The following is a 26421-nucleotide window of genomic DNA, read 5'->3' as shown; positions in this document are numbered from 1 at the left end:
ATTCGACGGGAGTTATCGCAATTTAATTAATTTTCTAGAATTTATGCAAAAGACTGAAACAATTTTCAATTATTTGTTGAAGTTGATTTCAGGCTGTGTTAAGGAAGGGTCGACCGGGCTTTAGACCAGAGACAATTGCGCCGGGAAAATAGGGAGGGCACATGCTCCGATTCAGGAAGACTAAGAGTGACGCAGTAACAGGTTTTTTGGGTTCGCAAACCGAGTTCGCCGGTAAACTGTCGTTCTCTGGGATAGTTCACTTAGATGGACACTTTGAAGGAGAAATAATCAGCCGAGGGACACTTGTGGTTGGTTCGGACTCCATCGTCCATGCTCAGATTCATTCAAATATTCTAAAAGTTTCCGGCGAGGTCCATGGCGATATAACAGCTACGGAAAAAATAGAATTGTTTCCACCTGCAAAGGTTTTTGGGCATTTGAAGACGCCGAGTTTGGTTATAGAAGAGGGCGTTATTTTTGAGGGCACGTGCTCCATGGCGTCGTTCCAGTCGGATATGCCGGAATTAACGACGAGTCCCGACGAAAAGGAAATCGAAGCAAGATCAATTGAAGAGATCTCGGCTCAACCTTGGCCCCCGACTTTTGAGGGTTCAGACAATCTCTCAACTGAGGAATCGGGCGAAGAGCCAGTAGCTGAGCACAATCGCTGAATCTCACCGTCGAGCCCAGTTTCAGTAAGAAAAATTTCTTGACACCCCTAACCATGGGGTGTTAGAAATTATGGCATTTAAAGTCTGGGTCCAAAATATCCTTGCCAAAAAAATCATTTTGAAGGCGCCCTATAGTGTGACGCGGGGTATAGTCATGCTAGGAAGGCGAAAAACTTCTCGGATCAGGAGATCAAACCAGTGATAAATGTAAATTTCACTCTGTTTATTCAGTTGATCAATTTCCTGATTCTCTTACTCCTCCTCAACTCTCTATTGTTTAAACCGGTGTTGGCTAAAATCCGGGAGAGAGAATCTAAGATCAAGGCCGACCGGGACAAGGCTTCACAGCTGGAGGCTGAGGTTCTGGAGCAAGAGAAAAAACACCAGGAAGCGCTGTTTGAGGCCAGGCAAGTAGCTGGGCGGGAAAAAACCGAGCTTCTGGCCGCCGCTAAGAAAAGTGAGGCTGACATCCTTGAGAAAGCGCGAGTTGAAGCGGCCCGCATCGTGGATGAAATGAGATCATCCATACAGGCGGAGTCGGAAAAGGCACGGACGGCTATCAAAGAACAGATGGCTCCCCTGGCGCAATCCATTTCTGAAAAAATTCTAGGGAGGGCCATGTGATGGACTGGAAGAGAATCCTCAAGAATTTTTTCTTTTTCGCAGTGGTTATGTGTGGCGCCGTCACCATGGCCAACGCTTCGTCCGGTGGGGAGGAGGAGTCAAGTTGGACTCCATGGTTGTTAACGTGGAGAGTGATCAACACTGTGGCGCTTATTGCCCTCCTAATCTATTTTGTAAAGAAACCTCTCGTCACGTTTTTTGCTGAACGTAAAGATCAAATAAGAAGAGATCTTGCAGAAGCCCTAGAACAACGTGAAGAGGCTCTCCAATTGCTGGCGGAGTACAAAGAAAAGCTGGCCGGCATGGAGAAAGAGGTTGATCGGATGCAGGTCGAGTTGAGGAAGGCGGCGGAATCCGACAGCGAAAAAGTTATGGCAAACGCTGAAAGAATGTCCGGGGCCATTGTTGAATCGGCCAAAATGACCGCAGAGCAAGAAGTCAGAAAGGCTCGCGAGTCATTGCGAAACGAGGCTGTAGAATTGGCCGTGCAATTGGCTGAGACCATGATTCGTGAAAAGATTACGGAAAAAGACCGCAAACGAATCGTTGAGGATTACCTCGTTAAGGTCGGGGGTATGAAGTGATAGACACTACTTTAGCAAAGCGTTACGCAAAAGCCCTAGTCGAAATAGGTCAAGCGAATGACGCACTGGACAAGTACGGGAGCGATTTGACAGCTCTATCGGGAATTATAGCGGAGTCCAGGGATTTTAGAGAAGTTCTCGAGAGCCCGGTTTTTACGAAAGATGACAAAAAGAGGATCGCCAGAGATATTCTCAACAAAATCGGCGCGGATCCAATGGTGATTAATTTCGTTAACGTGTTAATAGATCGGAAACGCATCAATCAACTTGATGGTGTAGAAACCGCATATAGATCGAGTGTTGATGAGATACGCGGAATCACAAGAGGTGAAGTGGTAAGCGCTGAGAGTCTGGAACAATCAGACCTCGGTCGCGTGACGGAAGCTCTTTCCAAAATAAGTGGCAAAAAGGTTCTGGTAACTACCAAGGTGGACCCCTTCCTAATCGGGGGCCTTGTTGCCAGGGTCGGAGACATGGTTTTTGATGGCACAATTAGAACTCAATTAAACCAGCTCAAGGAAAGCCTGAAGGGATAGGGACAATGCAAATCAGAGCCGAAGAAATCAGTCAAATTATTAAACAGCAGATCCAGGATTATGACAAGAAGGTTGAGGTAAGCGAGACCGGAACAGTTATAAGTGTTGGTGACGGTATCGCTCGTTTGCACGGACTAGAGAACGCAATGGCCGGCGAGCTTCTCGAGTTCCCGCATGGGATCATGGGAATGGTCCTAAACCTCGAAGCGGACAACGTTGGAGCAGCCATTCTTGGTGAAGATGTTCACATCAAAGAAGGCGACACGGTTAAGAGAACCAACCGCATCGTGCAGGTTCCGGTGGGGCCCGCTATGCTTGGAAGAGTGGTCGATTCCCTTGGTCAACCGATCGACGGCAAGGGGCCAGTCGACACAAGTGAATTCCGAATGGTTGAAATCGTCGCCCCTGGTATAATCAAGAGGGAACCCGTCAAGGAACCGCTTCAGACCGGAATCAAAGCGATCGACGCAATGATTCCAATCGGACGTGGTCAACGTGAACTCATAATCGGCGATCGCCAGACCGGCAAGACCGCCATTGCTATCGATACCATCATCAATCAGAAGGACAGCGAGGTCAAGTGTATCTATGTCGCCATCGGACAGAAGAGATCCACTGTGGCCCAAGTCGTGGCTACCCTTGAACGTTTTGGCGCAATGGAGTACACCACGGTTGTTTCCGCCACCGCATCGGACCCGGCGCCTATGCAATACATAGCGCCTTATTCCGGTGTAACCATGGGTGAATACTATCGAGACCATGGACAACACTCGCTTATAATATACGATGACCTTTCTAAACAGGCCGTCGCCTATCGTCAGTTGTCTCTACTGCTTAGAAGGCCCCCTGGACGTGAGGCCTATCCCGGTGACGTTTTTTACCTGCATTCACGATTGCTGGAGAGAGCCGCAAAACTTAACCAAGTTGATGGCGGAGGCAGTCTGACGGCGCTACCTATTATTGAAACTCAGGCTGGCGACGTTTCAGCTTATATTCCTACTAACGTTATCTCAATCACTGACGGCCAGATCTTTTTGTCCACTGACCTTTTCTACTCCGGTGTTAGACCTGCTATTAACGTTGGCTTGAGTGTATCACGAGTTGGTGGTAACGCTCAGATCAAGGCAATGAAACAGGTTGCTGGGACGCTACGTCTTGATTTGGCCCAATTCAGGGAACTTGAAGCGTTCGCTCAGTTTGGGTCCGATCTTGATAAGGTTACTCAGGCGCAGTTAGCCAGAGGAACACGACTGGTCGAAATCCTTAAACAACCTCAGTATGAACCGATGGCCGCAGAGATACAGATTGCCGTAATATTCGCAGCGACAAATGGATATGTGGATGAATACGACGTGAGAGTGCTGGCCGAATATGAACGACAGTACGTGAGTCATCTTGAAAGTAGCTATCCGGATGTTCTGACTGAGATCAGGGAGAAAAAGATCATATCCGCTGAACTGGAGTCCAAGATGAAGAAGATATTGGACGAGTTTAAGGCGGTTTTCATTCCTCCAGTTGTTTCACTCGTATAGAGTTAAGAAGAAGCGCGATGTGGTTTGAAATCCGGAAATAGTCCGCAAGGAATGAGGTTGAAATGGCAAGTCTACGAGATATTCGTAAACGCATAGCCAGCGTCAAGAACACTCAGAAGATCACAAAAGCCATGAAAATGGTGGCCGCGGCCAAGCTACGTAGGGCGGAAGAGGCGATCAAATCGGGTAGGCCCTTCTCAGAGAAAATGCGCGAAGTGATGATGTCTTTGGCCGCGAGGACCCAAGCTCATCCAATGCTTGAGTCTCGTCCGGCTCAGAAGGCTCTTCTGATATTAGTGACCGCTGACCGCGGGTTATGCGGAGCATTTAATACCAATTTGCAGCGTCGTGCTGAGGCCTTTGAAAAAGAAATGAAGGCCAAAAGCATTCAAGTTGATTTGTTAACAGTAGGACGTAAAGGAAATGACTACTTCCGTAGGCGTCAGGTGACAATAGTCGAGAAATTTAACAACGTGATGAATAGCATAAGCTATGATTTGGCAGGACGAATTGTTTCCATTGTCACGGAGAAATTTTTGGCCGGCGAATATCAGGAAGTCTACGTACTATACAATAGTTTTCGTTCGGCGGTTACACAAGTGTTGACGCTTCGTAAGCTTCTACCTATCGCCCCTGACGAGGAAGGCTGGAAGCCCAGACGAGGTTACCTTTACGAGCCATCAGAGGAGGAGTTGCTTCAAGAGCTTCTACCTAGATATGTTCAAGTGCAAGTCTTCACGGGGCTTCTGGATTCTGTCGCCAGTGAGCACGGAGCACGGATGTCCGCGATGGAGGCTGCGACTACCAACGCAGGCGAGATGATTAACAAGCTGACGTTGAAGCTTAACCGAAAACGTCAGGAATCGATTACAACAGAATTAATGGAGATCGTCGGTGGGGCCGAGGCGCTCAAAGGTTAGTTCGACCTCTCCAAAGCCAAGTTTCGATAAAGATAAGCAAGACGGTTTCAGGAGGAAATCCTAAAATGAGTGTAGGGAAAATCGTTCAAGTAATCGGCCCCGTCGTCGATGTCGAATTTCCGGAGAATCAGCTCCCGGCGATTTATAACGCCTTACTGATTTCGAATCCTGCGATTAACAACGAGCCGGATAACCTAGTTGTTGAGGTAGCTCAACATCTAGGCGACAATACTGTGCGAACCATTGCTATGGACACGACGGATGGTCTTGTGCGAGGAATGGCGGTCACGGACACAGGGGCTCCGATTCAAGTTCCAGTGGGCAAAGCGGTCCTGGGAAGAATTATAAATGTGGTTGGTCGGCCGGTCGATGAGGGTGGTCCCGTAAGCGCAGAGGCCATGAGACCTATTCACCGTCCCGCCCCTTCATTTGATGAACAGGTTACACAGATTTCAATTCAGGAAACTGGAATCAAGGTCGTTGACCTTATTGCTCCGTTCATGAGAGGCGGGAAGATCGGATTCTTCGGCGGCGCAGGCGTCGGGAAGACCGTCTTTATGATGGAGATTATTAACAACATCGCCAAGCAGTTTGGTGGAACATCGGTGTTTGCAGGAGTCGGGGAAAGATCTCGTGAAGGAAATGACCTTTACCTTGAAATGGGGGGAGTGCTTCCCGGTCAAAAGAAACCTGAAGGAGAAAGAGTCCTTGATCGCGCAGCGTTGATTTACGGTCAGATGAATGAGCCACCGGGCGCTCGAGCACGAGTGGCGTTGACCGCTCTGACCGTCGCCGAATATTTCCGTGATGAGCAGGGAATTGATGTTATGCTTTTCATTGATAACATCTTTCGATTCACTCAGGCTGGGTCGGAGGTTTCTGCGCTTCTTGGACGAATGCCCTCCGCCGTCGGTTATCAGCCGACTCTCGGAACCGACATGGGCGAGTTGCAGGAACGAATTTGTTCTACCAGAAACGGTTCGATTACGGCGGTTGAATGTATCTACGTGCCTGCCGACGATTTGACCGACCCGGCGCCGGCAACTACTTTTGCTCACTTGGACGGAACAGTGGTTCTTTCACGTCAGGTCGCTGAGTTGGGAATTTACCCGGCTGTTGACCCTCTGGATTCCACTTCAAGAATTTTGGACCCCAGAGTACTTGGTGAAGAGCATTACGATGTCACAAGGAAGATTCAGTTAGTCCTTCAACGGTATAAGGACCTTCAGGATATTATTGCAATCCTCGGTATGGACGAACTGTCGGAAGAGGACAAGCGCGTCGTAGCCCGAGCCAGGAAGATTCAAAGATTCCTGTCGCAGCCTTTCTTTGTTGCTCAGGAGTTTACAGGCACCCCAGGTAAGTATGTCAAGATCGCTGACACAGTGGCCGGATTCAAGGAAATCATCGAAGGAAAGTGCGACGATCTGCCCGAGCAGGCATTCTACATGGTAGGTGATTTGAGCGAGGTTAGAGCCAAGGCTGAGAAACTGGCGACCGCCACAGCCTGATCAGGAGAAGTTCATGGCTGAAAAGTTTAAGGTTGAATTGGTTACTCCACGAGGCATCGTCCTCGACAAAATGGTGGAGGAAGTCATAGCGCCTGGAATGATGGGCGAATTCGGTGTCCTTAACGGACATACGCCTATGTTGACGTTCATCAAGCCAGGTGTCCTTTCTTATCTGGAATCCGACCGGTTCGTGAAATATGTTGTCGGAGCAGGGTTCTGTGAAGTGCTTAAAGATTCCGTTACCCTATTGGTTGAAGAAGCCCATCTGGCCGAGTCCATAGACAAAACAGCAGCTTCCGAAGAGCTTTTAGTGTTGGAGAGGCGACTCTTGGAAATTGACGCTCTGGAAAATTCTGCGGAATATGAGAGGACTCTGAACAGAATAAAAGTAGCTAAGGCAAAGATTGCTCTCGCCGGAGGAAATTGACGGTTAAGCTTATAAATTAGAAGTAAAAGCCTTGGCATGTTCAAAGAGGGTTAGCTATATGTCAGGGCTTTTTTAATTGTATTTCCATCATTCAACCGCGTATTCCGCAATTTTCGTCGATTTTGTTGGACTGCTTCCCATGATATCACGAGATCCCATAGCTTTAATTCGAGAGAAGCTGAGCAAGAATGACCTTGACGCTGCATTATTGAATACCTCAGAGATCACTCGCTCGGTGAATTTGAGATACCTTTCCGGATTCTCAGGTTCGGACGCTACAATACTGATTACCTCTGACCAGTTACGATTGTTCACAGATGGACGATATAAAGTTCAGTCCCGGGATGAGTGTGAAAATTTCAGGATTCATGTTAGTCGTGACAAAATTGCTTCAATAGGAAAGGTCATCAGGAGTCTTGGGATAAAGAGGCTCGGAATAGAAGGCTCCAGAGTCAGCTATGATTTCATGAATTTCTTACAGAAAAAAATTACGGAAGTTGAGATAGTGTCCCTTGGGCGGCAAGGTCTGGAAAGCCTCAGAATAATCAAGGACCCCACTGAGGTTGAAGCAATTCGTAAGGCGGCCGGGATCGCTTCGGCAGCATGCTTGAAGCTTCTGGACTCACGTGTTTCAGGTAAAAGCGAGATAGAATTGGCTGGGCGTTTGGAACTAAATTTTACCGAACTAGGGGCATCCGGCGAATCATTCAGTACCATTGTGGCTTCAGGACCCAGAAGCGCATTGCCCCATGGTAGGCCGACGGGCAAAAAGGTGGAGCCTAACGAACTCGTAATAATAGATTATGGATGTATGGTGTCCGGTTATTGCAGCGATGAAACCGTGACCTGCATCGTAGGCTCTCCAGATCCGGAGCAACTTAAAATATACCAGGTTGTGTCCGACGCGCATGATAAAGCAATTGATTGCCTGAGCCCCGGGATGAGAGCTAATCAGGTGGACCTAGTCGCGCGACAAACTATTTCGGACGCAGGGTGGGGAAAATATTTCCTGCACAGTCTTGGTCATGGGATTGGCCTCGAGGTTCATGAAGCGCCATTCCTTTCCCCGAAGTCAAATGTTGTTCTGGAAGAGGGCATGGTTTTTACTATCGAACCGGGTGTATACATCCAAGGATTAGGGGGAGTTCGTCTTGAAAGCCTGGTTCACATGTCATCGTCTGGTCCGGAGGTTCTTTCAAAAGCCCCCAAAACACTCATTCACGTAGATTGAAACAGCGAACGGGTTTTTAGCAATTGCTAATTACGCGGGACCAGGGGGAAGTTTTTGCAAAGGTTCAAGGGGTTGCGGATAATAAACTTTTCCTTTGCCCAAAAGTGGTTAAATTAAGTATTTAAGGTAATTGAGATCTAAACTGTAATTCATAAGAAAGAAAGGATTATTTCCAAACTACAATGTACTCGACCTCAGATTTTAGAAAAGGACTCAAGATTGAGATTAATGGTGAGCCGTTTACCATGGTGGATTTTCTCCATGTAAAACCGGGAAAAGGTGGCGCTTTCGTTCGAACAACTCTGAAGAGCCTGATTTCAGGAAATGTTGTCGATAGGACGTTTAGATCAGGTGAAAAAATCGACAAACCGGACTTGGAAGAAAGGCAGATGCAGTTCCTGTACGAAAGTGACGGGGAATTCCATTTTATGGACAGCGAGACATATGAGCAATCATTCCTAACAGAGGAGCACCTTGGTGATGTGCGCAACTACCTGCAGGAGAACGTCGGTGTTACGGTCCTTTTTCACAACGGTAAGCCTATTGGTGTTGAAGTGCCGATTTTTGTCGAACTGACCGTAACCTCGGCTGAACCGGGACTTAAGGGTGACACCGCTGCTGGGGCGACTAAGCCTGCAGTTCTGGAAACTGGCATGACGGTTCAGGTTCCACTTTTTGTAAATGAGGGTGATGTCTTGAAAATAGACACTCGTACCGGCAAATACATGGAACGCGTTCGCTAAAGGAACCACATGGAAAATTACGGTCTTGTAACCCACGATGATCAATCATTTTTAGCGAAAGTTGTTCAACTTGGAATCCAGAGAGGGGAACTAAGTCGGGATCGCGCTGATGAAATCGTCCGCATGTCTGTTGCTATGGCCAACAAGTATGTATTGCAAAAGGAGATTGATTTCCGTTCTGTTGAACAATTGGCGAAGGTGCAGCAGACGGTGCTCAAACTTGTTGGTGTTGGGCTTGAAATCAAGAGCGAAGGTGATGCGGATGAAGGAGTGTATCATCTTAGAGAACGCTCTCCCGTCGATTTATTTAGGCTCGCGTACACTAGAACAGAGAGCCTAAGAACCGAATGGAAGAAGCTTCTTCTTCACGATCGAGTACAAATCCTTGTGAACCGGAAAGAATATGAGTGTCTAAGCGAAATAGCCTGCCAGTTACTCTCAAAAATGAGCGTCTTCACTGAGGGAGAACTTTATGTCATCAAGACCATGACGCTTGAAGATGATCTGTTCACATCACTTTCGGTGCTCGAGTATTATGAATCTGAATTAAGAAGATACAAATTTATTCTCGAACTTAAAGACGCTCTTCCTTTCAGTATGCTAAACCGTTCAAGTATTGTTAGAGCCGAGAACCTATCAGAGGTTGATTCAATCCGGGAGGCTCTTATAAACACCCTTGTGATATCAGCTCATCTTGAAACAGACAGCCCGGTAGTTATAAGCAGTAACGATATTAGAGAGTTTCTCGAATCGATAGATTGGAATTCCACTGAAGATCCGTTTCCCGTAGAACTCGAGCCTACTGTCATTGATGTGATTCATGAGCTTGGTCATGGAATGAAAGAGGAAGACGCGTCTTTTTTGGCAAAAGAAATTATCAATACTATTCAAAAGCTTGTGAATACAATTATCAATGATTGGAACTCAGTCAATTCTTTATCTACACAGGTCTTTTTCAAGAGATGGGCCCGCATTACTATACTGTCAGACAAAATGGACGAACTGGATCATCTTTTCTCCACTTCTGGATCCCTTGATGAGTTTGAATTCGAGTCACTCATGGATATGCTCTCTAAATCTCCAGGGGCTGATGTTTCAATCGTGATAGAGCGGTTGCCATGGGAAACGCTGTCTCCAAATCAAGTTATCAGGCTTTTTCAAGACTTGCGATCCCACCAGAAAGAATTGGGGATGCATGTTTCACTGAAAGAATTCACGGGGCCGGAACTGATTGACTTGTTGGAATCTATGGATGGAACGACGATTGACCTAATGTTTCCCAAGATTAAAGAATGCATTGGAAATCTTTCGCTTGAGCTGGAAGACCTTGAAATATTGGCGTCATTGCACGAGACTGATTCAATCCGCTTGATGAGGGTCGCAGGCCCTCCACACCTGGACAAAGGACACGCTCTGGTAGAGTTTCGCGATGGAAGTCACAAAATGCGGCAAATTTTGTTTAATTCCTGTATAAGGGCTGATTTCTTTCCAGATCTGTTCGTTGAAGCCTGGAATATCGACCCTCAGTTTGTAAAAAGAGAGGTGAAAACTCTAGCGACCGAAGAAATTGGACCATTTCTTAAGTCTATAGCTGGTGGAACACCTCCAACAGTGAGCAAAAATGAGAATAATGAATTTGTCCTTCGATTTGGGGTTGGTGAATTAACCAGTTTCTATAATAGCCTGCCGCTAACGAAAAGAAGAGCTGCGCTAAGATATTTTACTCACCCGAAGAAATTGGCGGAATTCTAAAGCGTTTGGTAACACCGGTCGAAATTAAGTATACCAAGGCCTCAAGACCAAAGAAATGGCAGTGTGCGCCGATTGAAGATCCAATGGTCGCTCTTGTCCAAAGGGAAATTCGCGAAGGCAGCCACAGTCCTTCGCGAAATGATCGGATTACATTTATCTTTTTGCCCATGAGCGAGGAGCGACATTAGGCGTTCGAAAAAACCTGGATTTGTTACTGTTGTTCAAGCTTTTTCAGAAATTCCGGATTTACCGGATAGCCTCGCTTCTGAGCTTCCTGGGCATGACGCTTGGCCTCTTCGATTTGATTGCTTTGGAAATAGGCTACCGCCAGGTTGTTGTGAGCCATGCCAAATTCAGGTTTCAATTGAACAGCGCGAAGATTATGCTCAATTGCTTTTTCCAGGTCTCCGGAAACGAGGTAGATATTACCCAGATTGAGATGGGAGATTACCGAGTTCGGATCAATAGCTAGAGCTTTTTCAAAACTTTTCTCCGCTTGGTCGAGCATACCTTTCTGACTGAAAGCAATTCCGATATTTACACAGGCTTCTACAAGATCAGGCCGGAATTCCAGCGCCTTAAGGCTTTCTTCGATACAACCGTCATAATTACCTTTTTGGAGCAACATCCCTGCGATATTGACCCTAGCTTCAAGCATTCCTGGTTTTAGCTTTAAAGCAGCTCTGAACTCTGATTCCGCCCTATCCCACTGTTTTGAACGAACCAGGGCCAAAGCCAGGTTGTATCGCAGGTTGGCGGAGTCAGGATTTTCGGACAGTTTGTTTTCGAGATCTTCCACGGAGTCTAGGACGAATTCCTTATTTTCAGAAATATTATTTGTGCAATCTGAAGTCATTTTATCACCTTAATAAAAGCTGTGGTTCTAAATGTTAGGATAAAACTAAACGCAGGCGGCTGATTAGTCAAGGATGGCTTGTGATCATCTCCGGTTCAGGCGTGGATGGCGGTAATAATACCGTGACATCTGCAAGAAGTCGCTATCAAAAAGTTCTTTCCAGGCCTAATCGCATCCAGCGTCGACCGTAAACCAAGAAGGGTGTAACCGCCAACACCGGGCGCCAGTTGAAAACTTCTTAGGGTCAGAACTCTGAAATCAGGCACTAATAATCGTTCAATCAATTGAAACATGGGTTCCCGAATCCTGCCCGTAACCGAGCAAGTTTCTCCTTCCTCGCAGTCATCAGGACAAAGAAAATCCGCATGACTGACGCAAAGATTAGACTTGTCAACCAACAAGGGATTCTGAAATTGATCGCAGAGCCCATTTGGGATTTCTACACTTCTAATCCCCAAGTTGGACGCGACTATGAAAGCGGCCGCCACATTGAACGGAGCTACAGGAATGACGACATCCGTTTCGAGCAATTGATCTTGCTCTAAAAGAAATTCAGGCCCGCTTTGTTGGATGCACCGGGTTTGTTTATCCGAGGGGAAATCACCGATCGAAATGTTAGGGTCCACTATAATGAACGTAGCGGACGGCGCCTGGTTCTTCAGCCTATCAAATGCTATTCTTCCAAACTTCCCAAATCCTACAATCACAAATCTCAATTAGGTTACCGCCTTTACGACTCGATTTTTTCCACTCAAATCCTTGAAGACTCGAACCATAGAAAACCCGTTTGTCTCCAGCAACTTCTTCACCGAGTCGAATTGCTCCTCCCCAATTTCAAGAATTAATCTACCGCCAGGCTTAAGTCTATCTCGAGAAGTTGGAATCAATCTTCTAATAAGGTCAAGACCGTCTAAACCACCATCAAGAGCTTTTCTGAACTCGAAATCACGAATTTCTGGAGCCAGTGAATCTATATTGTTTGAGGGTATGTAAGGCGGATTAGAATAAATTACGTCAAACATGTGCTCGGCACGAACGGACTCGAGCAGATCCGACGCAAAGAAAAAAATTTGGGCCGCGAAGCCATGATTTGACGCATTAGCGGAAGCACAATTCAGGGAATTTATAGAAATGTCGCAAGCGAATAATTGAATGTCAGGCCTTACGCTTGATACAGCAATCAGTGGCGCTCCGGAACCGCAACCTACCTCAAGGATGGCAAGGTTCAAAAGGCCCTGGCAGTCCTCTAGGACTACTTGTACCAGTATTTCAGTTTCGGGACGGGGAATGAGAACACCTGGGGTGACTACGATGTCTAGAGACCAGAATTCCTTTTTCCCGATTATCAACGCTACGGGTTCCCGGAGCGCTCGGCGCCGTACAAGATCCCGGAAGCCAAGGCGTTCCCCGTCGCTCAAAGGACGGTCAAAATCTAAGTATAATCTGATCCGCTCGATTCCCAGATTGTGCGCTAGAAGCAATTCAGCATCCAGCCGAGGGGTTTCGCAACCCTTTCGTTTGAGGTAGTTCGTAGTCCACGTCAAGACGTCGCGGATAGTCCATACCGTTTTACTGTCGGAGGGTTCCGTCATGAGACCTGCAGCTCTTTCTGTAACATTCTCTTATAAGTCGGATGAGGAAATCGCAATTGGTTTACATTCACTTTATAACAAACTCGGCATTCAAATCACACGTTCAAACGTAAGATTGGCGCGCAAAAAATGGAACCCTTCAAAAAAAGAATTGTCGCTAATATTAGCCGCATTCTACCCCTCCCGAGAGACTTCGATGCGCGCATCGAGGTCTCCCCTCCTTCCTAAGGCGTCAAACATCAGGGCCACATTTGAGATTTCAATAAATATTCTGCCGGACGAACCCAATTCAAGGAAAGAATTACATCTTTTCAACTGATTTAACAAAAGATAGCAAACTGGCCACTGACATTTGGGCGACTCATTTGATGATGTATAAGGCTGCGGGAATGATAGATTCGCGGAGAGAATGCCGTTAAGCAAAAGCGTCTATGGCGAAATATCTCGCCTTTGAAGGGGCGTTCAAGGCTACCGACAAGGCGACTAGAATCTTTGGCGCGTATAGCCACTTGATGGAATACGAACCTAAAAGATTCTATCGCGAATGCCGTTTTCTTCTTTTCGGAGGTGGTACGTCCAAAATATTACAAACGATTATTGTCTAGTGACAAAGGGGTTTTCTAAATACTGGCCTGAAACGCTAGTATCATTTCTTTTTAGCAATCTCCAGGTCTATGAGTTTCTGGAATTCCGTCCTTATTTCCTCAAGCGGAACCATCGTGGCCTTTCGCGAAGTAGTAATTACTTTTCCTCGGGCCAATCCATACTCGACTGTTTGAGGATAGTGAAATTTTCTCTTTGAAATTCGTCTCTTATCCATCCATGGGGCTTGATGAATGGGCAGGTAGAAAGAAAATCTAAAAGGCTCCATTACTATTTGAAAATGATATAGGTCGAAATAACCTTCTTCATAATCTATTTTACATTTTGGGGTGAGATACATCCTGATGTGATGCTTGTTCGAATTGGTCTCATTTTCCCATCTCTTTTTGGCTTCCGGAGAAAGTGTGTATATTTCTCTGTCTCCACGGCGAATATAGTTCACAGTCAAACAGCCGTGTCCACTCTTGAAAATCTTTTCCAAGACATTGTGCTTCAATGGAAAAAGATCTGAAGTAGTTTTCGTTTCGTGAACCAGAAAACACATATAATAGCATGCCTTGGCAATTTCTTTGTCAGGAGAAGGAAATGAGTTGATTTCGTCAAGATTTGCCTGGTGTTGGCGTACTTTCTCTGGAATTACAACTTTGGGTTCTTTTATTTTTCTAGGTTTTTGAGGAGCTGGTCCAAACCTAAGGCCTCTAGCTCCCTGCAAGAAAGGCTTGAGTCCTTTTTCCTCTCTTTTGTATACGATTATAGGATCCCTTCTGGGAGGTTTCTTAGGCATCTTTCTCTCCTCATGCCGAGTCGGCTTTTTGGTTTTCGCTAAACTAGCGCCCAGATTTATTGGTTTCTAACCCCAACAGCTCAGCAATTTGTCTAGGCAGCGCAAAAACAATTCTGATAGCGCTTGGCTGCATATCCAGCAGAGAGCAGCCAAATAAACAGTTGCGACAATCAGACACGTTTTTCATGAACTATGAAAACGCCTCCCAGTCAATTTCATCTATTACAAGGCTAATTGTCTTTCAAGGGTTCAAGAACGAAACTGATTCTAAACGCCGATTTATGGAATTACAAGGGATTTTGATTGATCCACTCCCCTTTTCGCTGTTCCTCAAAATTACCTCTAAACGTTTAATACGAAGGAATCAAGAACTTTTTTCACTCTCAATAGGGTTGAATAGATTTCTAAATCAAAATATAGTGATACCAGAAAAGGAGTAGCAAATGGATTTGATAGAATCAGCTTTATCTGAAGGACGGAGAACCCTTTCGGAATACGAGTCGAAGCTCGTTCTCTCATATTACGGAATACCTATTGTCCAGGAATTATTAGCTGGAAGTGAATCAGAACTGGAATCCGCAATCAACGCTTTGGGGTTTCCATTGGCAATCAAGGCGTGCGCGCCTAACATTACCCACAAGACGGATTTGAACCTGTTAAAATTAAATCTGCAGACTAAACAAGAAGCCCTGGACGCATTTAGATTTATGACGCTTGAATTAGCTAAATTAGGTGGGGGAGCCGTTTTAGTTCAGAAAATGGCCAGGGGACAGAGAGAGTTGATGGTTGGCATGACGCGTGATCCTCAATTTGGACCATGTGTGATGTTTGGCTTGGGAGGAATTTTTGCTGAAGCCCTTGAAGACGTCTCTTTTCGTGTAGCGCCATTGGAGAACAAAGACGCCTTGGAGATGATGAACGAGATTAGGGCACGGAAGCTACTTGGGGCCTTCCGCGGAATGCCTCCGGTAGATACGGAACGGTTGGGCAGTATTCTAGTAAATCTAGGCAGGTTAGGTATGGAAAATGATAGAGTCCAGGAGGTAGACGTAAATCCACTCATAATCGATGAAGGCTCTCTAGTTGCGGTGGACGCCCTTATAGCGCTCAATTAGAGATAAAATAACTAGAAGTATCCAATTATGTTATATAATTGTCTTTATATGCTCAATCGGAGGATAAATGACTCTTAAAGAAATTGATCACATTTGCTTTGCTGTCCATAGCCTTGAGAAGGCTCGACAGACTTACGAAGGCGTTTTTGGGTTGAGCCCCGCGGCTGAATATGTTTCAGAAGAAGAATCAATCAAAGTAATCCGTTATTACGTGGGACCGGTGGCAGTGGAATTACTGGAGCCCCTGAATCAGGAATGCGAGGTTGCGAGGTTTCTGAAAAAACGTGGAGAGGGTTTTTTCCTTATTTCTTATAGGGTTGACGATGTAGAGGCTTCCCTGAAAGAACTGAGGAGTAAAGATCAAAAAATCATCGACATTGAGCCAAGGAACTTTATGGGTAGTAATTACAGGTACGCGTTTCTTCAGCCACCAGCCCAAGCGCACGGAGTGCTAGTCGAAATAATTGACGGGACTTTTAATCTTCCATAATTGAAAAAGTACTTCTCAAATTTAGATTAATTCCTGATTAATAAGTTTATTTCTAATATCATACTCAAATTATATTGATATGATATTAGGTTATATTAAAGCCTAATATCATTTTAACGTATTGTATCCGTTGAATATGTCAACAGATTTAAATTCACGAAAGAGATTCACAAACAATTATACTAACATAAGATGTCATGGACTTTATATGTTGAGATCTTATTCTCTGTTTTAACAGTAAGATGACTATTTTTTATAAAAAGTGCTTGACAAATAATTCATATCTTACTAGAAGTTGCGCACCTGCATCAGTCCTACCAAATATACCTTCCGTAGCCTCTCGCCAAGCGTCCTACCCGATGCCCCGTAGGGGGTCCCGCCTTTTTTGGGGACAACAAAGCCTAACTATATCAAATAATTAGGCATGCATCCCCGTAACTATAGAATCTGTAATTGTTGGAAATTGCAATTCTGTAAGACTTGATCATCACTTCGATGCCCGCGAATGCGCAGACCAATGCGAAAAGAGTAGATTGCGGGAGATGAAAGTTGGTGATCATGCCCCCCACAACCTTAAATTTGTACCCTGGGGTTATAAATAGCCTAGTGGTATGTGTTCCACTACAAAAACCGATAGTAGGTTCATAAGAGGCTTCCAGGGCCCTAACGCACGTCGATCCAACAGCGATTATCCTTCTCCCCTCTTCAATGCATTCCTGAAGCGCCTTCGCTGTCGAGTCAGTAATTATGTAGTTTTCGGGTTCCATTTTATGGAGCCGAATGTCCGGTGTCTTAATCGGAACGAAGGTTCCGGGGCCGACATGCAGCGTGATTTTAAGTATTTTTATACCCTTGGAAGCAAGTTTAGCAAAAATGTCTTCAGTAAAGTGCAGACCGGCTGTAGGGGCCGCGATTGAGCCAGGGTTTTGTGAATAGATGGTCTGATAACGCTCCCTGTTGTTTACCAGGGGAGTCTCTTTTTGTCTAATGTATGGAGGAAGAGGGGGAACTCCAAACCTGTCCAGAAATGCCAAAAAGCCTGTTTCCTTGACAGGAAATTTGATCCACGCTCTTCCGGGGGATACAATATTTTCCACCATTAATTCTATTCCGTCAGAAATCTCTATTATGGTTCCGTTGCGAAGATGTCCACTGGTCTTGAACATGCAATTACGATACGCTAAGTCCGTAGGATCGTACGGTTCCTGCGGCTCCGCCGGGTCCAGAACCAGAAGCCGCACTATGCCTCCGGTCCTCTTTCTTGCCTCCAGGGAGGCCGGAATCACCTTAGTTTCATTTATTACCAGGGCATCAGAACCATTTAGCAATTGGCTTAACTCAAAAAAGTTGCGATGTTCCAGGGTTCCTGTTTTTCTGTCTATGTAGAGTAATCTAGAGTGATCCCTTTTGGATACGGGTTCTTGGGCCACAGCCTCTGGAGGCAAGTCGTATGAATATGTGGAGAGGCGAAATTCTAGAGGCACATCTTCGAATGGATTGATGCCCTCGTCCGTTGGGATGGAAATAGTAGCGCAGCTCATAATTAGATCCAGTTTGTCCGGAAATGCTCCTAAAAAGAGGAGCTATTTCTCGCGACAAAAACGAACATGAGCCCCAGGGCCATCAATATTGCTCCAAAAATCCTAAGGGTATTATCCGGCTGCGCTTGCACTATCTTCATAACGGTCTTCATCCTGTCAGGGGAAGCGAAGTAGGGAATCCCCTCTATGATCATGACCATTCCGATGACACTTAAGAAAAAATCCATGAAACGCCTTTCGTAGGACACCTGTGTTGTTTAGGAGACTTTTTGCTGGATTGATGAGGCAGTAAGGTCTTTAACCAACACAAACAGAACTGCGGCATAACATCCCAAATATATGTAAAGTTGGGAGTCACCTAAAAGGTTTAAAGATATTAGTATAATATCCAATAAAGTACATGGGACCAAAACAAAACTAGCTAATTTGAATCCTTTACCAAAACTGAACGGGATCGCAAGATAACGAGTCACCAACTGTATTGATAGGGCGGAAATGAGTGTTTGAACTATTTTCCCGATTCCAAAATATATTAGGGATCCTAAAAAGATGGACAGTATGATGCTCGAACGATATTCTCCAATTTCTGACGATATTGTCTGAGAATTGAGTATCATATCGGGAAAATTATTCAATTTGATTGTAGAAATCTCCTCACGGTTCTTGATGACCAGAGAATGGCGCAACAACAACATGCCGGTATTGTCTTTTTTCAAGTGAGACAGGGGGTTAGGGTCAGGATTTTTCCTAGTGTCGATAATGGCTGTAAGGTTGAGATCTTGAGGCGTTTCCACGAAATACGGTTGCTTTTCCTTGATAGTAGCCTCACCATCTACAATAGAGATTTCCGGACAGTACAGGTCGAATTTCGAGGCCACTTTTTCCAAAAAAGTCAAGAATTGCAAGCCAGAGGTTAAAGTGAAGACGATGGAGCTTGACGCTATGCATACCAATAACGTCAGGATCACTATTCTAAGGGTGGCTGAAGAAAGCGACTGGGATAACGAACCATCATCAGATGAGTCGATTCCGGAATTAAGTTTCATCCGAGAGCCTTTCCACGAATTAAGTCAGAAGCCACTGTTTTAGAATTCAGCTTAAATAAAATGATCATGCGCATGAAGTAGTACCCGAAGATATCTTCAAAATCTTACCATCCGATAACTTCAGAAGCAGCGATCCGTCGGAATCCAAGGCGGTGGCCGTACCAGTGATCCCGTCCCTGACTAGCTTCATACCTTTATGAACCCATCTCCGCTCCCACTGAAGAGGAATAAAATCTGGGCCTACGTTTTCAACTCGGTTCAAGAGTTCGCTCATTCTTTGCAGAAAAGTAGTCGCAATTGTCCTGAGGTCGACTATCTTGCCTGTCAAGCTAAAAAAAGACGTCAGAGATTCTCTTAATTGGTCCGGAAAATCTTCAGCTCTTGAATTGACATTCAACCCGACTCCTACAACTATGAAATCTACTATTTTTCCGAGGAATCGAGCCTCAGAGATTATACCGGCGATTTTTTTCCCTTCAACCAAAACGTCATTCGGCCATTTAAGTTGGGCTCTAAATGGTCTGCAGAAATCGTCAACCGTTTCCGCTGCGCAGATGGCCGATAGCATGCCTATCAGTGGAGCTTTAAGAATTTCAATATTTGGTCGCACTATCACAGAAAAGGCAAGGTTCTTACCCGGAGGTGATATCCATTGCGAGCCGGACCTGCCTCGCCCCTTTGTCTGATTCAAGGCCATTACCGTGGCGCCGGAAACTCCTCCATCAAGCGCCATCCTTACGGCTACCTCTTGGGTAGAAGTTGTTTCCTCAAGTACAATTAGCTCAGGCCTGAACATAAACTTTCTTCCCACGGACCAGAAATTGGAACAGCCGACTCAAAGAGGAGACTCTCATGCCTCTTTCATAGCAAGTGTTTTTGCTAAGGCGTCTCTGAGTCCGCTTAGTTTGGTAAATAATTCAGCCTGACGTTTTCTCTGCTTTTCAATTGCTTCCGGTTTTGCTTTGGAAATAAAATCAGGGTTGCTCAGTTTCTTGTCCACAGCTTCATGCTCAACGGTGTTTTTGCTAATTTCCTTGTTCAACCGGGATATTTCAGCGTCCAGGTCAACTATTCCATGCAGAGGGATGTAGACTCTCGCTCCACTTACGACGGCTGTAGCGCTATTTTTGGGAGCCGTAAAATCCGAGGTCAATTCTCTCAGATCCAGACTCAATATGCGCGCCAGACTCATCACCATAGCGGTGTTAACCCTGACAAGATCGATCTGTTCCACGCTCGCGCAAGCTATGATTACAGGAAGAGTTTTACCTGATGAGACGTTCATCTCGGCTCTAAGATTACGCACGGCGTAAATTAGAGCCATCAGAAACTGCATATCATTTTCGGCTCTTTCATCTATCCATTGGCAGTCGACCGCGGGGTAAGGTCCTTTTATGATCGGCTCGGAACTTGAACCCAGTTTTGACGCTATCTCTTCAGTGATGAAAGGAATGAACGGGTGCAGAAGTCGCAGCAATGAGTCCAATGTATGGGTCAGAACTCTGACCGCTCTCGACGACACCACTGGGTCAGAGTCAGCGAGAGGAATCTTTGATACTTCCAATCCCCAATCGCAGAATTCATGCCAGGAAAACTCATACAAGGCATGGGCGGCGTCGTTAAAAGAGTAAGTTTCCAGCGCCTCACGGACTACGCCGACGGTTCTGTTCAGTCGCGAAAGCAACCATTTCTCGGGCAATGTGAAGCCCGAGAAATCGTTTAGATCAGTTTCAGAAACGTCCGTTGAAGAGTAGGGAAGGGTAAATCTGGCAGAATTCCATAACTTGTTCATGAAATTCCTGTACCCCTCAATCCGGTTTTCGGATAATCGGATGTCGCGTCCTTGAGCAGCCAAAGCTGCCAGAGTGAAACGAAAAGCGTCCGTCCCATATTTGTCCATTACCATAAGGGGGTCGATGACATTGCCCAATGATTTACTCATCTTTTTCCCATGTTCATCTCGAACGAGGGCATGAATATAGACATCTCTGAAAGGCACTTCACCCATAAATTTTAGACCCATCATCATCATTCTGGCTACCCAAAAGAAAAGGATGTCAAAACCTGTGACCAGACAGGAGGTAGGGTAAAAAGTCTTCAAGAGTGGCTTTTGTTCAGGCCACCCCATGGTTGAAAATGGCCAGAGCGCAGATGAAAACCAGGTATCCAGAACATCTGTCTCCTGGTCCAGCTTGCCGCTCCCGCATGCTGGGCATTCTGGAGGGGTTTTTCCAGCAACAATTATCTGGCCGCACTCGGCGCACGTCCATGCAGGAATTCGGTGTCCCCACCATATCTGTCTGGATATGCACCAATCGCGGATGTTGTTCATCCAGTCGTAGTAGGTTTTGGCCCAATGTTCCGGAATTATGCGAGTTCGACCAAGCTGCACAGCCTCAAGAGCTTCTTTTGCCAATGGAGCGACACGAACGAACCACTGTTTTGATATAAGGGGCTCCACTACATCCTTGCATCTGTAGCATTTTCCTAATCCCACATTGTACGGAGTAACTTCTTCAAGAAACCCCTTTTCCTGAAGCTCTTGAACTATCCGGGTCCGACACTCATAACGATCCAGACCTTGAAAATGAATTCCCCTCTCATTTATTCTTGCGTCAGAGTCCATTATTGTAACTCGTTCCAGATCATGTCTTATGGAAAGCTCAAAGTCCGTGAGATCGTGTGAAGGGGTTACTTTAAGCGCGCCAGTTCCGAAATCCATCGCGACTATCGGATCGGCAATTATCCGGAGCCTTCGTCCTACAAGGGGCAGGATAGCGAATTTCCCGACATATCTCGAATATCTCGGATCTGTCGGGTTAACCGCCACTGCTGTATCTCCAAGCATTGTTTCGGGTCTGGTCGTTGCGACAATCAAACACTCATCGGAATTCTCAATTGGGTACCGAATATGCCAGAGAGATCCCGGAGTCTCTTCATGCTCTACTTCAAGATCAGACAGGGCGGTATGACACCTCGGGCACCAATTTACTATATAATCCCCTTTATAGATTAAGCCTTCATCATACAACTTTACGAAAACCTCCCGGACTGCGTTAGAGAGGCCTTCATCCATTGTGAATCGTTGTCTATCCCAGTCGCATGAACATCCAAGACGCTTCAACTGATTAATTATTACACCGCCGGACTGTTCCTTCCATTCCCAAACTTTTTCGATAAATCTATCTCTTCCAAGATCATCCCGAGTCAGGCCTTCCGCTCCAATACGTCTTTCGACAACGTTCTGAGTCGCTATACCAGCGTGGTCCATACCTGGCATCCAGAGCGTGTTGTATCCGTTCATTCGATGGTAACGAATAAGTATGTCCTGGAGAGTATTGTTAAGGGCATGCCCCATATGTAGTGAACCTGTGACATTCGGAGGTGGGATAACAATTGAATATTCAAGACCGGTTTTATCGTCGCCTGCCTTAAAATATCCGTTTTCGAGCCAAAAATCGTACCACTTTGATTCAATCTCGGCAGGGCTATATGTCTTTGGCAGCAAATCCTGAGTCATACATAACTCCTCTGACAGCTTAATAGTCGCTAAATGTAATAACAATACAGAATATCATGAACCGACATCGCACGCAATTATTGGTCACGTGAGAGCGAGTTCTTTCGATCCATCAACAGCCCTTAAAGCCAGGCCAGAACGAATCACAAGCCGCCTCCATAAAGAAGTTGTTGATTTTTTTGTACTATTTCTGATAAAATATGATCAAATCCATGTATTCAGGAGAATTGAGATGCGATATATTTTTGTGTCGCTACTGTTGGTAGCCGCATTGTTCGCATTTTCTTCAAACAGTTCTGCGGTTGGAGTTTACATTCCGGGGAAGGAAAAGTGTGATTGCTCACCGTTAATTCAGCGTGGGGTAATCCCCGACACTTGGAACAAATTGACTGAAGCCCTATTGATACCACAGATTTCGTGGGCGATTGACAAACTTACCCTCGAGGCTAAGGCAGTAATAAGTCAATTTGGGCAACCTCCGACCAGTCAGACAGCCGAAGTATCATCTTCTAAAGAAAGTAAGGTTCTTAAAGATGAACCCCTTCCTCTAGTCAAGGAGAAGATACGGAAGATTGAGAAGAAAAAGAAAAAACCTGTCGTTAGCGCAGCAAAAACCAATTCAAAGAAAGCCAAGAAGGCTGACGACAAGTCGGGCAAACCCAAAAAGAGAATTAAAGCCCCCCTGAAGGCTTTGTGATGGGAAGATGAAATCGATCTCACGTCTATTTATTTTTTCTTCGCCTGGAAGATGGCTTTCGTCGCCACTTTCGTTGTAACCAGAACCCCTGTTCAGGTTTTGTTCGGAGCCACGTTTCGAACAAATCGTGAAATTTCTGGCTCAGAGCTATGAGATCAGCTTTTTGATCGCCGGTAGTTTCAAATTCTATGTCGGGTCCAAACGTTGAAAGGTACTTCCCATTGTCTAAACGATAGGTGCATATTGGTAACACACGCGCCTTTCCCTCTATCACCAGTTTGGCGAACACCTCGTTGGCAGGGGCGGGAGTTCCAAAAAAATTGACGAAAACACCTCGTTCAACATCACCTCTCTGATCACCCAGGCAGGCTACCAGAGCGCCTTCCTGCAAAAGCGTTATCAATGTCTGGACCACTCCTTTATGTGGGAAAGTCCTTATCTCAGCGTCGCTTCCCGCTCGGCTAAATAAGTAACGAGAAAGGAACGGATTTTTTAGACCTGTTGCGAATAGGTTTGTTCGATAACCCAGAAACTTGGTTGTAGCGGCGCTGACTTCAAAACATCCGAAATGTGATGTGAGGAGGCAAATTCCATGATTTCCCGGCATCGTCGCCAGATCGTATGCAAGTTTGCCTTCAATAATGATCTTTTCAGCCATCTGTTCTTGAGTCCACCGCCGAATTAGAAAAAATTCCACCAAGAGAAGCCCTACGTGTTCAAAGCTTTTCGTAGCGGTTTTATTTATCCATTCCTCTGACTTTTCTTTGCCAAAAGCGATGGTAAGATTTTCAATTACTGCGTCTCTTCGATCACTTAGAACAAGCCGACCGACTCGCCCGATAAATCTGCCGAAGGCCCTTGCCCAGGATTCAGGAACGATATTTATGCAGATTTCTACTACCTTGACTAAAAGATAGACCAAATAGTCCACGATCAGGAAAATATTCAATTGTCTTTGCATTTATGGCCCCCGGAAGAAACATGGCCACCTAAAATAGCACATGATAGATCTGGCATACAAACTGATATCGAATATTGAAACGCTCCTTGAGATCGAGTATCGTAGCGTCCGAATTCCGTCTCAAATCAATTTTTATTAACGGTCTTATTTCAACGGCGATAATGGATTAAAGGGCGCATGTCGAGACTTCTATTTATTTTGAGCACGCTCTGTATATTTGTTTGCGCTTCTATTTTTGTCGCCGGTTGTTCAAAGAAAATAATCCGCCAGAGCACTGTGTTTGATCTGGACAAGACCTTTGATGAAAAGTCGGAAGATTCCCGTGAAAATTTTAAGGATAAAGGAATTCAACTAGCGCGTGAGAGAAATTTTGTCCAAGCCATAGATCTTCTAAAAAAATATACGCAAGATCAACCTGCCGATTTCTCGGCGTTCAACGCACTTGCGATCAGCTACAAGAATACGGGTGATTTCTCTAAGGCCATGCTGAATTTTGAAAAGGCGCTCAATCTTGCTTCCGCTGCGGAAGAACGCGCCAAAATTCTGGCTAATATCGGGAACCTGTATTATAGCGACGGCAAGTACCAGGCCGCACTAGGATTTTACAAAGAAGCCGCCTCAGAATTTGATAAGAATCCGATGTACATGATTTTGATCGCCAGAACGTTCGTTGTTCTTGGGGACTACGATCGAGCCAAGAAAGTCCTTTCAACTTTGAATACTAAGGGCTTCTGTCCTTCGGACTTGGACAAAGGAGAAGATCGTGGGCTCAACAACTATCTACTCGCTGAAATCTACACGGGATTGAATGATGAGAAAAAAGTGTATGCAAATATCGAAGAAGCCCTGAAACTCGACCTTCCAAGATTTCGAGCAAAGCTTCTTCATGACATGAAGGATGAAAAGAATCTCTTTTATACATTGAAGGGAGACAAACGTGTAAATGATATTCTTGCCCGTCATGGATCACCTTCTATGTAGTTGGCGCCGGAGAAAGACTTCCAGTCGGGAAAAAACATAACTATGGACAATTATGATGTGAGTGGAGATAATTAAACCCAGCGGTTCAAAGCATCGGATCCTTCGCTCGGAGGCGGGAGTGTTAAATAGTTCGGAAAAGGAAAGATTCGGACAGTTACTCACTAGCGCTGGGCAGATGTACTTCGAAGTTAATAAAGATTTAGAGGTAACTTATGCCAATGATTTGCTAAAAGAAGTTTTCGGAAATCCAACTGGTAAGAAATGCTACGAAATTATATCCAACGCAACTGATATTTGTCCGGGCTGCCCCGTGGACAAAGTCCTCAAAGGAGCCACCAGATCTGTAGCTGAACTGTTTCGATACGACAAGGACGACATGCCAATTTGGCTGGATAGCACAGCTATTCCCATCAAAGATCACAAAGGCGCCATTGTTGGGGCCGGTCAATTGTCAGTAGATATGACCCAAAGGAAAAAAGACCTAGTTTGGAAAAAGGATTCCGAAAGATTGTACCGAAACCTTGTGGAACAATCTCCAGACGTGATCTTTTCTTTGGACGCTCAGGGGCACTTCACATTTGTGAATACACAGGTAGAGAAATTTCTTGGTTTCAGGGTGCACCATGTTCTGGAAACCCCTCTGAAGGATTATATAGCTCCTGAGGATAGATCAAGGCTTGAGAATCTTTCTGAACTGGAACCAGAATCAATCTGGGACGAGGAAGTCGCCGTGATCGACGCAAATGGCGCACGCAAATTTGCGAGGATAAGGATCAAGGTTTCGTTTGATGAGGTTGAAGAGACTCTCGGTTTTGAGGGAGTCATGCGAGATAGAACCGTTCGTAGGAAGCTGGAAGAGGATTTACGGGCTTCCCGAGCTGCGCTGGTTGAAAAGATCAAAATAATAGATGAGCTTTATGAGCACATCGTTGAATCCGGAAAATGCAAGGCAATAGAAGACCACACTGCCGAAGTGGCTCATGAGTTGCGGCAACCGCTGGCAATTATAGGGGGATTCGCTAGGAGGCTTTCAAAAGCTCTCGACGGACTTGACGCAATAGATCTCGATCGTCAAAAACAGTATGTGAGTATCATAATATCGGAGATACAAAGGCTAGAGAAAATACTCGACCGCCTGATTGAATTTACAAAACGTGGCAATATCACGGTTCAGAAAATTAACCCGAATGACCTCATCAAATATATAATAGCTATTACTGAAGCCCGTGTGATCCAAAAAAACATTTTGCTAAATGTTAACCTTGGTTCAGAGATTGGCGAGATACCACTTGATCCGGGCCGCTTTCAGCAACTGGCTTTGAATTTGCTTTCAAATGCGGTTGACGCTTCACCTGTCGGTGGAGTCATAGATCTGGAAACGGGCGTGTCCATTCCGAGTGACCGGGCTATGAAGATAGGAGCTTTAGCCTCCGAAACATTTTTTGAAATGAAGATACGCAACAACGGACCTGTTATTCCCCCTGAAATAATCCAAAACGTGTTCAATCCGTTTTTCACCACAAAAGAGCATGGAACGGGATTGGGGCTGACAGTAAGTAAAAAAATTGTTGAGGACCACGGCGGGTCAATATCTGTGAAATCTGATGAAGACGGGACTACTTTTACAATCTGGCTACCTCTAAAGGAAATGTCTAAGAGCAGGAATGACTTTTGTCTTTTTCAGGCTCCAGCTTAATTCTTGTC

26 protein-coding genes are annotated in these 26421 nt (G+C 45.4%); 16 read left to right on the top strand and 10 right to left on the bottom strand.

Going from position 1 to position 26421, the window contains the following annotated elements:
* Positions 1-161 precede the first annotated feature (161 nt).
* The 11 genes from WC647_09245 (at position 162) to WC647_09195 (ending at position 10531) form a co-directional block, all read left to right on the top strand.
* On the top strand, positions 162-671 hold the full coding sequence (locus WC647_09245; GenBank protein MFA6222489.1) for a polymer-forming cytoskeletal protein: 510 nt from the start codon (positions 162-164) through the stop codon (positions 669-671).
* Positions 672-869: 198 nt separating this feature from the next.
* Positions 870-1295: a hypothetical protein gene (locus WC647_09240; protein MFA6222488.1), complete on the top strand. Its 426-nt coding sequence runs from the start codon at positions 870-872 to the stop codon at positions 1293-1295.
* Positions 1295-1879 carry an ATP synthase F0 subunit B gene (locus tag WC647_09235; protein MFA6222487.1) on the top strand — a complete coding sequence of 195 codons (585 nt, stop codon included), beginning with the start codon at positions 1295-1297 and terminating at the stop codon, positions 1877-1879. Before WC647_09240 ends, WC647_09235 begins: the two co-directional genes overlap by 1 nt.
* Complete coding sequence (gene atpH, locus WC647_09230) at positions 1876-2415, top strand: ATP synthase F1 subunit delta (protein ID MFA6222486.1); 540 nt, start codon at positions 1876-1878, stop codon at positions 2413-2415. Before WC647_09235 ends, atpH begins: the two co-directional genes overlap by 4 nt.
* Positions 2416-2420: 5 nt before the next feature.
* A complete protein-coding gene (gene atpA, locus WC647_09225; protein MFA6222485.1) occupies positions 2421-3947 on the top strand; it encodes a F0F1 ATP synthase subunit alpha in 1527 nt (508 codons plus the stop codon).
* A 62-nt stretch (positions 3948-4009) separates the two neighbouring features.
* Positions 4010-4867, top strand: a complete 858-nt coding sequence (gene atpG / locus WC647_09220; GenBank protein MFA6222484.1) for an ATP synthase F1 subunit gamma — start codon at positions 4010-4012, stop codon at positions 4865-4867.
* Positions 4868-4932: 65 nt separating this feature from the next.
* A complete protein-coding gene (gene atpD / locus WC647_09215) occupies positions 4933-6378 on the top strand; it encodes a F0F1 ATP synthase subunit beta (GenBank protein MFA6222483.1) in 1446 nt (481 codons plus the stop codon).
* A 13-nt stretch (positions 6379-6391) separates the two neighbouring features.
* Positions 6392-6805, top strand: coding sequence for an ATP synthase F1 subunit epsilon (gene atpC / locus WC647_09210; protein ID MFA6222482.1), 414 nt, complete (start codon positions 6392-6394; stop codon positions 6803-6805).
* A 139-nt stretch (positions 6806-6944) separates the two neighbouring features.
* A complete protein-coding gene (locus tag WC647_09205; protein MFA6222481.1) occupies positions 6945-8036 on the top strand; it encodes a Xaa-Pro peptidase family protein in 1092 nt (363 codons plus the stop codon).
* A 182-nt stretch (positions 8037-8218) separates the two neighbouring features.
* Positions 8219-8779 carry an elongation factor P gene (gene efp, locus WC647_09200; GenBank protein ID MFA6222480.1) on the top strand — a complete coding sequence of 187 codons (561 nt, stop codon included), beginning with the start codon at positions 8219-8221 and terminating at the stop codon, positions 8777-8779.
* Positions 8780-8788: 9 nt separating this feature from the next.
* Entirely contained in the window at positions 8789-10531 is a 1743-nt protein-coding gene (locus WC647_09195; GenBank protein MFA6222479.1) for a DUF6178 family protein, read from the top strand.
* Positions 10532-10742: 211 nt separating this feature from the next.
* Here WC647_09195 and WC647_09190 read toward each other — a convergent pair whose 3' ends face one another.
* From WC647_09190 to WC647_09175, 4 genes are all read right to left on the bottom strand, one after another.
* Complete coding sequence (locus WC647_09190; GenBank protein MFA6222478.1) at positions 10743-11387, bottom strand: tetratricopeptide repeat protein; 645 nt, start codon at positions 11385-11387, stop codon at positions 10743-10745.
* 95 nt (positions 11388-11482) lie between these two features.
* The gene (locus WC647_09185) at positions 11483-12103 is read right to left on the bottom strand and encodes a hypothetical protein (protein MFA6222477.1); all 621 of its coding nucleotides are present in this window, start codon (positions 12101-12103) and stop codon (positions 11483-11485) included.
* The gene (gene prmC, locus WC647_09180) at positions 12104-12979 is read right to left on the bottom strand and encodes a peptide chain release factor N(5)-glutamine methyltransferase (GenBank protein MFA6222476.1); all 876 of its coding nucleotides are present in this window, start codon (positions 12977-12979) and stop codon (positions 12104-12106) included. It lies immediately after the preceding gene.
* A 646-nt stretch (positions 12980-13625) separates the two neighbouring features.
* Positions 13626-14366, bottom strand: coding sequence for a hypothetical protein (locus tag WC647_09175; protein MFA6222475.1), 741 nt, complete (start codon positions 14364-14366; stop codon positions 13626-13628).
* Positions 14367-14809: 443 nt separating this feature from the next.
* Between WC647_09175 and WC647_09170 the strand changes: the two genes are divergently transcribed.
* Positions 14810-15481: an acetate--CoA ligase family protein gene (locus WC647_09170; protein ID MFA6222474.1), complete on the top strand. Its 672-nt coding sequence runs from the start codon at positions 14810-14812 to the stop codon at positions 15479-15481.
* A gap of 67 nt (positions 15482-15548) precedes the next feature.
* Positions 15549-15971, top strand: coding sequence for a VOC family protein (locus WC647_09165; protein ID MFA6222473.1), 423 nt, complete (start codon positions 15549-15551; stop codon positions 15969-15971).
* A 410-nt stretch (positions 15972-16381) separates the two neighbouring features.
* On the opposite strand, the gene queA is transcribed toward WC647_09165, so the two are convergent.
* The 5 genes from queA to WC647_09140 form a co-directional block, all read right to left on the bottom strand.
* On the bottom strand, positions 16382-17512 hold the full coding sequence (queA, locus tag WC647_09160) for a tRNA preQ1(34) S-adenosylmethionine ribosyltransferase-isomerase QueA (GenBank protein ID MFA6222472.1): 1131 nt from the start codon (positions 17510-17512) through the stop codon (positions 16382-16384).
* A 29-nt stretch (positions 17513-17541) separates the two neighbouring features.
* Positions 17542-17739, bottom strand: a complete 198-nt coding sequence (locus tag WC647_09155) for a DUF2065 domain-containing protein (protein ID MFA6222471.1) — start codon at positions 17737-17739, stop codon at positions 17542-17544.
* Positions 17740-17769: 30 nt separating this feature from the next.
* Positions 17770-18558, bottom strand: coding sequence for a DUF1189 family protein (locus WC647_09150; GenBank protein MFA6222470.1), 789 nt, complete (start codon positions 18556-18558; stop codon positions 17770-17772).
* A gap of 64 nt (positions 18559-18622) precedes the next feature.
* Positions 18623-19354 (bottom strand): biotin--[acetyl-CoA-carboxylase] ligase, encoded by a 732-nt coding sequence (locus WC647_09145; protein ID MFA6222469.1) that lies wholly within the window; start codon positions 19352-19354, stop codon positions 18623-18625.
* A gap of 54 nt (positions 19355-19408) precedes the next feature.
* Entirely contained in the window at positions 19409-22078 is a 2670-nt protein-coding gene (locus WC647_09140; GenBank protein MFA6222468.1) for a valine--tRNA ligase, read from the bottom strand.
* A 232-nt stretch (positions 22079-22310) separates the two neighbouring features.
* Here WC647_09140 and WC647_09135 point away from each other — a divergent pair, with 232 nt between their 5' ends.
* Entirely contained in the window at positions 22311-22775 is a 465-nt protein-coding gene (locus WC647_09135) for a hypothetical protein (GenBank protein MFA6222467.1), read from the top strand.
* Between the two features lie 25 nt (positions 22776-22800).
* Here WC647_09135 and WC647_09130 read toward each other — a convergent pair whose 3' ends face one another.
* Positions 22801-23736 (bottom strand): hypothetical protein, encoded by a 936-nt coding sequence (locus WC647_09130; GenBank protein ID MFA6222466.1) that lies wholly within the window; start codon positions 23734-23736, stop codon positions 22801-22803.
* A 177-nt stretch (positions 23737-23913) separates the two neighbouring features.
* On the opposite strand from WC647_09130, the gene WC647_09125 reads away from it, so the two are divergent.
* Both WC647_09125 and WC647_09120 read left to right on the top strand, forming a co-directional pair.
* Positions 23914-24717, top strand: a complete 804-nt coding sequence (locus tag WC647_09125; GenBank protein MFA6222465.1) for a tetratricopeptide repeat protein — start codon at positions 23914-23916, stop codon at positions 24715-24717.
* 118 nt (positions 24718-24835) lie between these two features.
* The gene (locus WC647_09120; protein MFA6222464.1) at positions 24836-26413 is read left to right on the top strand and encodes an ATP-binding protein; all 1578 of its coding nucleotides are present in this window, start codon (positions 24836-24838) and stop codon (positions 26411-26413) included.
* The last annotated feature ends 8 nt before the right edge of the window (positions 26414-26421 follow it).

Source organism: Desulfomonilaceae bacterium, from assembly GCA_041662605.1.
In the GTDB taxonomy this organism is placed as follows: Bacteria; Desulfobacterota; Desulfomonilia; order Desulfomonilales; family Desulfomonilaceae; genus CAJBEZ01.
This window is presented reverse-complemented; position numbering and strand designations above follow the sequence as displayed.

Bases quoted from the DNA above. Each gene is read 5' to 3' on its own strand.
- WC647_09245 (MFA6222489.1), top strand. From the start codon at position 162: ATGCTCCGATTCAGGAAGACTAAGAGTGACGCAGTAACAGGTTTTTTG.
- WC647_09235 (MFA6222487.1), top strand. From the start codon at position 1,295: ATGGACTGGAAGAGAATCCTCAAGAATTTTTTCTTTTTCGCAGTGGTT.
- atpA (MFA6222485.1), top strand. From the start codon at position 2,421: ATGCAAATCAGAGCCGAAGAAATCAGTCAAATTATTAAACAGCAGATC.
- atpG (MFA6222484.1), top strand. From the start codon at position 4,010: ATGGCAAGTCTACGAGATATTCGTAAACGCATAGCCAGCGTCAAGAAC.
- atpD (MFA6222483.1), top strand. From the start codon at position 4,933: ATGAGTGTAGGGAAAATCGTTCAAGTAATCGGCCCCGTCGTCGATGTC.
- atpC (MFA6222482.1), top strand. From the start codon at position 6,392: ATGGCTGAAAAGTTTAAGGTTGAATTGGTTACTCCACGAGGCATCGTC.
- WC647_09205 (MFA6222481.1), top strand. From the start codon at position 6,945: ATGATATCACGAGATCCCATAGCTTTAATTCGAGAGAAGCTGAGCAAG.
- efp (MFA6222480.1), top strand. From the start codon at position 8,219: ATGTACTCGACCTCAGATTTTAGAAAAGGACTCAAGATTGAGATTAAT.
- WC647_09195 (MFA6222479.1), top strand. From the start codon at position 8,789: ATGGAAAATTACGGTCTTGTAACCCACGATGATCAATCATTTTTAGCG.
- WC647_09190 (MFA6222478.1), bottom strand. From the start codon at position 11,387: ATGACTTCAGATTGCACAAATAATATTTCTGAAAATAAGGAATTCGTC.
- prmC (MFA6222476.1), bottom strand. From the start codon at position 12,979: ATGACGGAACCCTCCGACAGTAAAACGGTATGGACTATCCGCGACGTC.
- WC647_09175 (MFA6222475.1), bottom strand. From the start codon at position 14,366: ATGCCTAAGAAACCTCCCAGAAGGGATCCTATAATCGTATACAAAAGA.
- WC647_09170 (MFA6222474.1), top strand. From the start codon at position 14,810: ATGGATTTGATAGAATCAGCTTTATCTGAAGGACGGAGAACCCTTTCG.
- WC647_09165 (MFA6222473.1), top strand. From the start codon at position 15,549: ATGACTCTTAAAGAAATTGATCACATTTGCTTTGCTGTCCATAGCCTT.
- queA (MFA6222472.1), bottom strand. From the start codon at position 17,512: ATGAGCTGCGCTACTATTTCCATCCCAACGGACGAGGGCATCAATCCA.
- WC647_09155 (MFA6222471.1), bottom strand. From the start codon at position 17,739: ATGGATTTTTTCTTAAGTGTCATCGGAATGGTCATGATCATAGAGGGG.
- WC647_09150 (MFA6222470.1), bottom strand. From the start codon at position 18,558: ATGAAACTTAATTCCGGAATCGACTCATCTGATGATGGTTCGTTATCC.
- WC647_09145 (MFA6222469.1), bottom strand. From the start codon at position 19,354: ATGTTCAGGCCTGAGCTAATTGTACTTGAGGAAACAACTTCTACCCAA.
- WC647_09140 (MFA6222468.1), bottom strand. From the start codon at position 22,078: ATGACTCAGGATTTGCTGCCAAAGACATATAGCCCTGCCGAGATTGAA.
- WC647_09135 (MFA6222467.1), top strand. From the start codon at position 22,311: ATGCGATATATTTTTGTGTCGCTACTGTTGGTAGCCGCATTGTTCGCA.
- WC647_09130 (MFA6222466.1), bottom strand. From the start codon at position 23,736: ATGCAAAGACAATTGAATATTTTCCTGATCGTGGACTATTTGGTCTAT.
- WC647_09125 (MFA6222465.1), top strand. From the start codon at position 23,914: ATGTCGAGACTTCTATTTATTTTGAGCACGCTCTGTATATTTGTTTGC.